Raw genomic sequence first — 9,896 nt, forward strand, 5'->3', positions numbered from 1 at the left:
CGGCGGCAATCGTCGGTGGTGATTTCCGGCTCGCGGCCGGACAGGGATTCGAGAACATGGACAGAGCCAACCTCGTCGAACGCTTGCGGGAGCACGCCACCTTGCGATCGGAAAAGGTGGCGTTGCGGTTCCTGGAAGGCGACGACGTCGCCGATGAGCTGACGTTTGCCGCGCTCGATGGTCGGATCAGGGCGCTGGCGGCATGGCTGCAGCAGATGGGTGGTGCAGGCGAGCGGGCGGTCATCCTGCTTCCGAGCGGGATCAACTATGCCGTGGCGTTCTATGCCTGCCTGTATGCGGGCGTGATCGCTGTTCCGGCCTATCCGCCGGAGGGCGGCCCGGAGCGCTATGCAGGACGTCTCGATGGCATCCTGCGGGATGCGGCGCCGCGCTTCATATTGGGCGAGACGGCCCTGCACGATCTCATCGCAGCAACGCTGCCCGCATTGGGCGACGTGCACATCGTCACGGTAGATACCATCCCGCCCGAACTCGCCGCAGACTGGCGCGAGACAAGGCCCGCGGCCGATGCGATCGCGTTCCTCCAGTATACGTCCGGGTCGACCTCGCAGCCAAAGGGGGTTTGTGTTTCCCATGGTAATCTGGTTGCCAACGAGCGAGCCATTGAAGCGGTTGCCGGTGGTGCGCCGGACGACGTTTTTGTGAGCTGGCTGCCCCTCTATCACGACATGGGATTGATCGGCGGGCTCCTGAACCCGCTGTTCACGGGTTTTACCGGCGTCCTGATGTCACCGCGGAATTTCCTGGAACGGCCGCGCCGCTGGCTCGAGGCGATCGATCGTCACGGCGGCACGATGAGCGGCGGTCCCGATTTCGCGTATTCGCTCTGCGCCGACCGCATCTCGGACGAGACGATCAGTCGACTGGACTTGAGTCGGTGGAAGTTCGCGTTCTCGGGCTCGGAGTTTGTCCGCCGGACCACCCTCGAGAAGTTCGGTGACCGGTTTGCGCGGGCTGGCTTCAATCGACGGGCGTTGACCGCTTGCTATGGCCTCGCCGAAGCGACGCTGCTGGTCACGGCCGGCGACATCACCGCTGACACCGTCAGCTATACGCTCGACACCGCGGAACTCGCCGCAGGTCGTATCGCCAGCGCCAGCACAGGCACCGATCTCGTAGCGTGCGGTCGAACCGCCGCAGGCCACGACACTCGCATCATGCGTGTCGACGGATCGGCGGTGGCCGAGGCGAATGAGGTGGGTGAGATCTGGGTCGCGGGTCCCAGCGTCGCGCTCGGTTACTGGAACAACCCCGAGGCCACGCACCAGGCCTTCGTCGAGCGGGATGACGCGCGCTGGCTGCGGACCGGCGATATCGGCTTCATTCGTGATGGCGCGCTGGTCGTGGCCGGGCGCCTCAAGGACCTGCTGATCGTTCGGGGACAGAACGTCTATCCGACGGACGTCGAGCAGGCGATCGAAGCCGACGTCGAGACTGTCCGTAGCGGGCGGGTTGCCGTCTTTCCGGTCGAAATGGACGGGCGTGAAGCCATCGGCGTGGCGGCGGAGTTCAGCCGCGCCGTGCTCAGGCTCAGCGATCCGGAAGCGCTCGCACATGCGATCGGCGAAGCGGTCCTCCGGCAGGCGCAGGAATATCCGGCCGTGATCGCTCTGCTGAACCCGCAAGCGATGCCGCTGACCACGAGCGGCAAGCTGCAACGCTCGGCCTGCGCCGCCCGCCTCGCCGACAATGCGCTCGACAGCTTCATGGTGTTCGAGAGGGGGCGTCGCCGTGGCGGCGCATCCTTGACGAAGCCCACGACCGATACCGAACGCACCGTCGCCTCGATCTGGTGCGATGCGCTTGGCGTCGCGGCAATGCATCGCGAGGACGATTTCTTCGTGCTCGGCGGAAATTCGATCGCAGCCGGCCAGGTTGCCGCGGCGATCCGCGATCGCCTAAGCGTGGAGGTCGAGCTGCGCACCTTCTTCGACGCGCCGACGCTCGCGGCCTTCGCCGGCCGGATCGATGCCCTGGCGGGCGCTGGTGCCGGCCGGACGTTGCCGCCGATCCCGTGGGCCGCCGCGGCCGATCGTGCGATGCTGTCGCACGCGCAGGAGCGGCTCTGGTTCCTCTGGAACATGGACCCGGCCGGGACCGCCTACACCGTCGCAAGTACAATCCGTCTGAAGGGGCGGCTCGATCATGCCGTCCTGTCGCGCGCGCTCGGCGAGATCGTCCGCCGTCACGAGATATTGCGCACCACGTTCAGAGCCAGCGACGGCCGCGGAACGCAGCTCATCCACGATGTCATGAGCATCGGCATCCGGGACGAGGATCTTCGTTCCCATTCTGTAGGGGAACGCGCCGAGCGCGCGGAGAGCCTCAAGCGATCCGAGCTCGCCAAGCCGTTCGATCTCGTGAACGGTCCGCTGTTGCGCGCGGTGTTGCTTCGGCTCGCGGACGATGCGCACGAGCTGCTGCTGCTCGCCCATCATATCATCGTCGACGGCAGGTCGCTCGACGTGCTGCTCGACGAACTGGCCGCGCTCTATCGCAGCGGTATTGGTCATGGCGGAGGCGCGCCGCCGATTCCGGCAATTCAATACGCCGACTTTGCGGCTTGGCAGCGAAACTGGCTCTCGGCAGGCGAGGCCGAGCGGCAGCTCGCGTATTGGCGCGCGAAGCTCGGCGATTTTCATCCCGTTTTGGCGTTACCGCATGATCGGCCGCGCCCGGCCATCCAGAGCCATGCCGGCGAGACGATCGGTCTTATCATCGACGACGCGCTTGCGTCCCGACTCCGGGAGATCGCTGTCAAGCAGCACGTCAGCGTCTTCATGCTACTGCTCGGCGCATATCAGGTGCTGCTCCATCGCTACACTGGACAGAGTGATCTGCGCGTCGGTGTGCCGATCGCAGGACGCCGGCACACGCAGCTCGAGGGCTTGATCGGATGTTTCGTCAATACGCTGGTGCTGCGGGCTGAGATTGCAGCCGATGCGACCTTCCCGAGCGTGCTGCAGCAGGTCAAGGAATCGGTGGTCGAGGCGCTATCGCACCAGGACCTTCCTTTCGAAATGCTGGTTGAAGCCCTCAGGCCGGAACGCAGCGGGGGCCACAATCCGCTGTTCCAGGCAAAGTTCAACTACATGACTGCGCCGGGCGGGTTTGCCGGCATCGAAGGGCTCACTGCCGAAATCGACATCATCGATCTCGCAGGTTCGCATTTCGATCTCGCGCTCGACGTCATCGATAGCGCCGGCGGCGGCATGAAGGTGACGTTCAACTACGCCACCGATCTGTTCGATCGTCCGACCATCGGGCGGCTGGCGGCGCAGTTCGGTTCGAACCTACGCCAGATTGCCGACAATGCCGAGCGGCGGATATCGGACTTTGCCATTGACGATGGGCACCGGCAGGCCGTTCCAAGTGAGACCGCCGCATTCGGCTTCACCGATGTCATCAGCCTTCACCGTGCGGCGACCGCAGATCGATCGACCGCCACGGCCATCCAATGCGGCCGGGAGCGATTGAGCTTTGCGGAACTCGAGCGCAGGTCGAACCGTATCGCGCAGGTGCTCAGCGCCAGGGGCTTGGCGCGGGAGACGCCGGTCGCGCTGTGGATCGAGCGCTCGCCGGTTTTTGTCGTCACCTTGCTCGGTGTGGTCAAGGCCGGCGGCGCTTACGTCCCGTTGGACCCGAAATGGCCGATGGAGCGCGTCCGCCGCATCCTGGCGGACGGCGGCATCGAGATCTTGCTGGCGGCGGGTGAGAAGCTCGGGGATGCGCGTGGGCTCGATTGCCTGGTGCTCGATGCTGAAGCCGAAGCCGCGCGCGGGGAGATCCCGAGCCTGCCGGTCGACACGATCATTCATCCGGAGCAGACCGCCTACGTCATTTATACATCGGGATCGACCGGCGCGCCGAAGGGCGTCAGCATCTCGCACGGCGCCTTGGCCAACTACGTTCAGGCCCTGCTGCTACGCCTGGAGCCGCGTCCATCAGCGAACATGGCGATGGTGTCGACGGTGGCGGCCGATCTCGGCCACACCGTCCTGTTCGGCGCGCTGGCGTCCGGCGGGACGCTGCATCTGCTGTCTCCAGACGCCGTGTTCGACGCGGATGCCTTCGCGCAAGCGATGCGCGAAGGCGAGGTCGACATTCTCAAGATCGTGCCGAGCCATCTGCGAGGGCTGTTGAAGGCCTCGCGGTCGGCCGATCTTCTGCCCCGCGAGGCGCTCATCCTTGGCGGAGAGTCTTGCGACCGGGCGCTGCTGGACGAAGTCCATCGCTTGCGCCCGCAATGCCGGATTCTCAATCACTACGGGCCTACGGAAACGACCGTCGGTGCGGTAACGCATGAATGCGCGGCCGAGCGCGAGAGCAACCCGGTTCCAATCGGTTTGCCACTTGCCAATCTGAGCGCCCATGTCCTGGATGACGCGCTGAACGAAGTGCCGATCGGCGTTACCGGCGAACTCCATATCGGCGGCGCCGGCTTGGCGCGCGGCTATCGCGGCGCGGCCGGTCTGACTGCGGAACGTTTCGTCCCGGATCCGTTCGGGGCAGCAGGCGAGCGCCTCTATCGAACCGGGGACCGTGTCCGCTGCGATGAAGCGGGCCGGCTGATATTCCTGGGCCGCACCGATGATCAGATCAAGTTGCGTGGCTATCGTATCGAGCTCGGAGAGATCGGGCGCGTCATCAAGACACTGCCGGGCATCGACGATGCGGTAGTGCTCCCGCGCGCGATCGGGGCGAATGCCGATCGGCAGGAGCTGGTTGCATATTGTGTACCATCGCGCGATGCCAGTCCGCAGGCCGATACGATCAAGCAACAGCTACTTGCGATCGTGCCGGACTATATGGTGCCGTCACACGTCGTCATGCTGGCGCGATTGCCGCTGACGCCCAATGGAAAGGTCGATCGTCGCACCTTGCCCGAACCGGCGGAAGACGGGGTGTACGCCGGCTATGCCGCACCCGCGGGAGATACTGAAGTCGCGATCGCGGCGGTATGGTGCGAGGTGCTCGGTCGCGAGCGTGTGGGCCGCAATGACAATTTCTTCGAGCTCGGTGGCGATTCCATCCTCAGCCTGCAGATCATCGCCCGCCTGCGCAAGCGCGGCATCCGGCTGACGCCGAAGCAGATATTCAGCCAGCAGACGGTTGCCGGATTGGCGACCGTCGCCGTCATATCGACCGGGACGCGCGCGAAGAAGGAGAAGCCGGACACGAAGCCGTCTGCTGGCGGCAATGCCGATCCCGGCATGCGTCACCTGATGCCGATCCAGATGCGTTTCTTCGACGAGGATATCGGCAACCGGGATCACTGGAATCAGGCGGTTCTGCTGCTGCCACACATGCAGATCGATTGGGAGACGCTGCGGCGTGCGCTCGCTGCCATCGTAGAGCATCACGATGCGTTGCGTCTGCGGTTCAGGCAGGTGGATGGCGTCTGGCGGGCGGAGCAGGGGCCGCCGCCGGCGTCCTCCGAACTATTGTGGAGTCACCCACACGTCGGCGACCCGACGGAGATCGTCGGGCTTGCCCGCGCCGCGCAGGAGAGCCTCTCGCTGTCTTCGGGACCGCTGCTGCGCGCGGTCGGCATGAACCTTGCGGACGGCAGCCAACGACTGCTGCTTGTGATTCATCACCTCGTCGTCGATGGCGTGTCCTGGCGCATCCTGCTCGAAGACCTGGCGTCGGCCTATGACCAGCTGCAGCATGGCGGTCCCGTCACGCTGCCCCCGAAGAGCGAGTCTTACGGCTCGTGGAGCGAGCGGCTGCGTGCCTATGCGGCGACCGCGGAGGTCGCGGCCGAACTGCCCTATTGGCTGGATTGCGGTGCCGGTGCGCGCTTGCCATGTGACGACGACCATGGCGGCATCGATCGCGTCGGCGATGCCGGCGAAGTATCATTGGTGTTCGATGCCGAGTTGACGGCGCGGCTGCTCGAACAGGCGCCTGCCGCCTATCGGACCCAGGTCAACGACCTGCTGCTGGCCGGTCTCGCGCGAGCGGTGTCGCGCTGGAGCCAGCACGACGAGGTGGTGGTGGAGCTCGAAGGCCACGGCCGCGAGGATATTTTTCCGGGCGCGGATATATCCCGTACCGTCGGCTGGTTCACGACGGCATTTCCGGTCCGACTGAGAGATGCAGGCTTCGACGAGGCCTCACTGATCATGGAGGTAAAGGAGAGGCTGCGCGCGATTCCAAATCGCGGGCTCGGTCATGGCGTGCTGCGCTATCTCGGTTCCGAGCAGCAACGTCATGCTCTCGCGCAACTGGCGGAGCCGCAGATCGTCTTCAACTATCTGGGCCGCTTCGACGCGAGTGTTGGCGCCACACGTCGCTTCTCCTTCGCACCTGAGAGCGCGGGTCCTTCGCGCAGCGCCGCGGCGCCTATGCGCGGATGGCTCAACATCAACGCTCTCGTGCGCGAGGGCCGGCTGGAAGTGTCTTTCAGCTACGGACGCAAGCGCTACCGGCACGCCAGGATCGAGCGCCTGTCGGCGCAATATCGAGATGCGTTGCGCGAATTGATCGCGCACTGCTGCAACGGAGCAGTCGGCCTCACGCCATCGGATGTTCCATTGTCCGGACTCGCACAGGCTGACCTCGATCGGCTAGCCACGACCTTGGATCTTCGCGGTGTCGAGGACATCTATCCGCTCTCGCCCATGCAGCAGGGCATGTTGTTCCATACGCTGCGTGACGGTCCCACTGATTCCTATGTGAACCAGGTCGGGCTCGAGCTGTTCGGTGTCGATGCCAGCAAGCTGCGGGCTGCGTGGCAGGCGGCCAGCGACCGGCATGCCGCCTTGCGGACCGGGTTTGTCTGGCAGAACCTGTCAGGCGCGTCGCAGCAGGTGGTGCATCGCCATGTGACCGTGCCATTCGTCGAGGAGGACTGGCGCGACACCCCACCTGCGGAGCTGGATGCCGCGCTCGCCGAGATATCCCGACACGAGCGGGAGAAGGGCTTTGACATTCTGCAGCCGCCGCTCCAGCGCATTCGCCTGATACGGCTCGACGAAAACCGTCACTGGCTGATCTGGACCCATCATCACATCTTCGTCGACGGTTGGGGCTCGGCCCGGCTGATTGCGGAGGTGTTGCAGCAGGCGAGCGGTGAACCGCTGCCGGCCGAGCAGGGCAGCTATCGTGACTACATTGCATGGCAAAGGAGCCGCGATCACGAAAGCTCCGAGAGATTCTGGCGCGAGGTGCTGGCGGGGCTCGGAACGCCGACGCTACTCGCGAATGCGCTGGTGGCCACCAAGACGTCCGGCGCCGAAGGCCACGCCAGCATCGGCCTTGCCGTGGATGCGGCACTGACCGAACGGCTGAAGTCGTTCGCAAAGCGCGAACGGGTGACGCTCAATACGCTCATACAGGGCGCGTGGGCACAGTTATTGCGCAGACATTCGGGGCAGCCCGCTGTCTGCCTCGGTGTGACCATCTCGGGTCGTCCGGCCGAATTGCCCGGCTCGGAGGAGATGGTGGGCCTCTTCATCAATACGCTGCCCATCGTCGATGCGCCGAACCCAGAGGCGATCGTCGGCGATTGGCTGCGCGCCTTGCAGGAACAGAATCTGGCACTACGCGAGCACGGCTGGACGCCGCTCTACGAGGTTCAGCGCCTCGCCGGCCATGCCGGGCAGCCGCTGTTCGACAGCATCCTGGTGTTTGAGAATTATCCGATCGACGAGGGACTGCTGCGAGGCGGGGAGGGCGGCCCTCGGATTGGGCGTGTGGCGCATGTGACGCCGACGAACTATGCGCTGGCGGTGGCGGTGTTTGCCGTAGGCGACAGGCTGAATATCGAGTTCAATTATGACGCGCGCCAGTTCGACGAGGCCGATATCCTGCGTCTTCGCGACATTCTGCAAGATCTGCTGGTGCGGATCGTGGCGAACGCGGAGCGCGTGCTCGGTGACCTCCGGTCGGCGTCTGATGAAGACGCTCGACGAATCCTCGATTGGAGCGGCGCAGCGCAGCTAACCGCGGCATCTTACTGTGCCGACGTCGTGACGCATATCGAAGTGCAAGCCGCGCAAGCGCCGTCCGCCGTCGCCATCGTCTGGGGCGACCAGCGCATCGCCTATGGCGAGTTGAACGGGCGTGCCAACGCGCTTGCGCGGCGGCTTCGCCTCTGGAGCCTCGGTCCGGATCGGCTGGTCGGCATTGCACTGACCCGAAGCCCGGACATGATCGTTGCGCTGCTCGCGATTCTGAAGGCCGGCGTCGCTTACTTGCCGCTCGATCCGGACTATCCGTCCGACCGGCTTGCCTACATGTTGCGTGACAGCGGCACGACGTTGGTTCTGACACAAGGCATGCTGCTGGAGCCGCTCGCGCCGGTGCTGCGCGAAGCCGGGGTCGAAGTGCTCTGCATTGATGGGCCATCGCCATCCATTGACGGCGACAGCGGCAATCTCGACGTCGAAGTCCATCCCGAGAGCCTGGCCTATGTCATCTACACCTCGGGATCGACCGGAATGCCGAAGGGGGTAGCTGTCGCGCGCGGATCGCTTGCGATGCATTGCGAAGCGATCGGTCGGCTGTATCGCATGACCTCCCGCGACCGAGAGTTCCAGACGGCGTCGATCAGTTTCGATATCGCCCACGAGCGCTGGCTGGTGCCGCTGATGACGGGCGGGTCGCTGGTCCTGCCCTCGAAGCCCGGCCTCTTGGTCGACGACCTCGTCAGCGAGATCGCGCGCCATGCGGTGACCTCGATCTTTCTTCCGCCGGCCTATGCGGATCAATTGAGCGCGGCGTTGCGGCAGGAGGGGCGAAAGCTCGCGATCAGGGCCTGCATCGTCGGCGGCGAGGCCTGGTCGGATATCGGGATCAAGGCCTTGCGTGGTGCTGCCGATGTCGACCTTCTGGTCAACGCCTATGGTCCGACCGAGACGGTGATCGCCCCGACCGCATGGATCGTCGACGACACGACGTTGAAGCCTGGCCAGTCCGCACCGATCGGACGGCCAGTCGGCGTGAGATCGGCGCATATTCTCGATTCCGACCTCAACATCGTTCCCGTTGGCGTGACCGGCGAGCTGTTCATTGGCGGGGCGGGCCTGGCTCGCGGCTATCTGAACCGGGGTGCATTGACCGCAGAGCGGTTCGTCCCCGATCCGTTCGGGGATAGCGGCATGCGCCTCTATCGCACCGGCGATCTCGCGCGCTGGCGCGACGATGGCGTGATCGACTATGTCGGCCGTGCCGACCAGCAGGTGAAGATCCGCGGCTTCCGCATCGAGCTCGGGGAAATCGAGGCGCGCCTGCTCGAGCAGCGCGGCGTGCGTGCGGCGGCCGTGGTGGCCGGCGAGGGCAGGACCGGACGCCAGTTGTTTGCCTATGCCAGCGGTGAACCCACGCTCGATGGTCGCGATTTACGTGATGCACTGTCCGCCATTCTGCCGGATTACATGGTGCCGTCGACGGTCACGGTGCTGGAGCAACTGCCGCTCACCCCGAATGGGAAGATCGATCGACGGGCGCTGCCCGCGCGGGGCGAGGATGCGCTGACGCGCCACTCCTATGAAGAGCCCGAGGATGAGATCGAGCTCGCGCTGGCCAGGATCTGGGCGGAGTTGCTCGATGTCGACCGGATCGGACGTAACGATCACTTCTTCGAGCTTGGCGGGCATTCCTTGCTCGCAGTGCGGGTGCTCAGCCGCGTCTCGCAAGAGATCGGCATATCGATCGCGGTCTCGGATCTGTTCGCTCATCCCGATCTGGCATCGTTTGCGCGTGTCGTGTCGATCAGGCTGATCGAACAGGAATTCGATGCCGAAGAGCTCCGGGAACTGGTTGGAGTGGAGCAGTGAGCATGGCCGACACGGCAAAGCCGAGTTTGCGAGAGATGGATCCGGCCCAGATGAGGAGGCTGGTCTCCTTGGCCCGGGGACGCGGTCGAA

At 64.9% G+C, this 9,896-nt stretch carries 1 protein-coding gene; it reads left to right on the top strand.

Features of this window, described 5'->3' with window-relative positions:
* Nucleotides 1-56 precede the first annotated feature (56 nt).
* Complete coding sequence (locus FJV43_RS31305; RefSeq protein WP_239622867.1) at nt 57-9,806, top strand: non-ribosomal peptide synthetase; 9,750 nt, start codon at nt 57-59, stop codon at nt 9,804-9,806.
* Nucleotides 9,807-9,896 lie beyond the last annotated feature (90 nt).

Origin of the sequence: Bradyrhizobium sp. I71 (assembly GCF_022354745.1) — a bacterium.
Taxonomy (GTDB): Bacteria; Pseudomonadota; Alphaproteobacteria; order Rhizobiales; family Xanthobacteraceae; genus Bradyrhizobium; species Bradyrhizobium liaoningense.

Bases quoted from the DNA above. Each gene is read 5' to 3' on its own strand.
- FJV43_RS31305 (WP_239622867.1), top strand. From the start codon at position 57: ATGGACAGAGCCAACCTCGTCGAACGCTTGCGGGAGCACGCCACCTTG.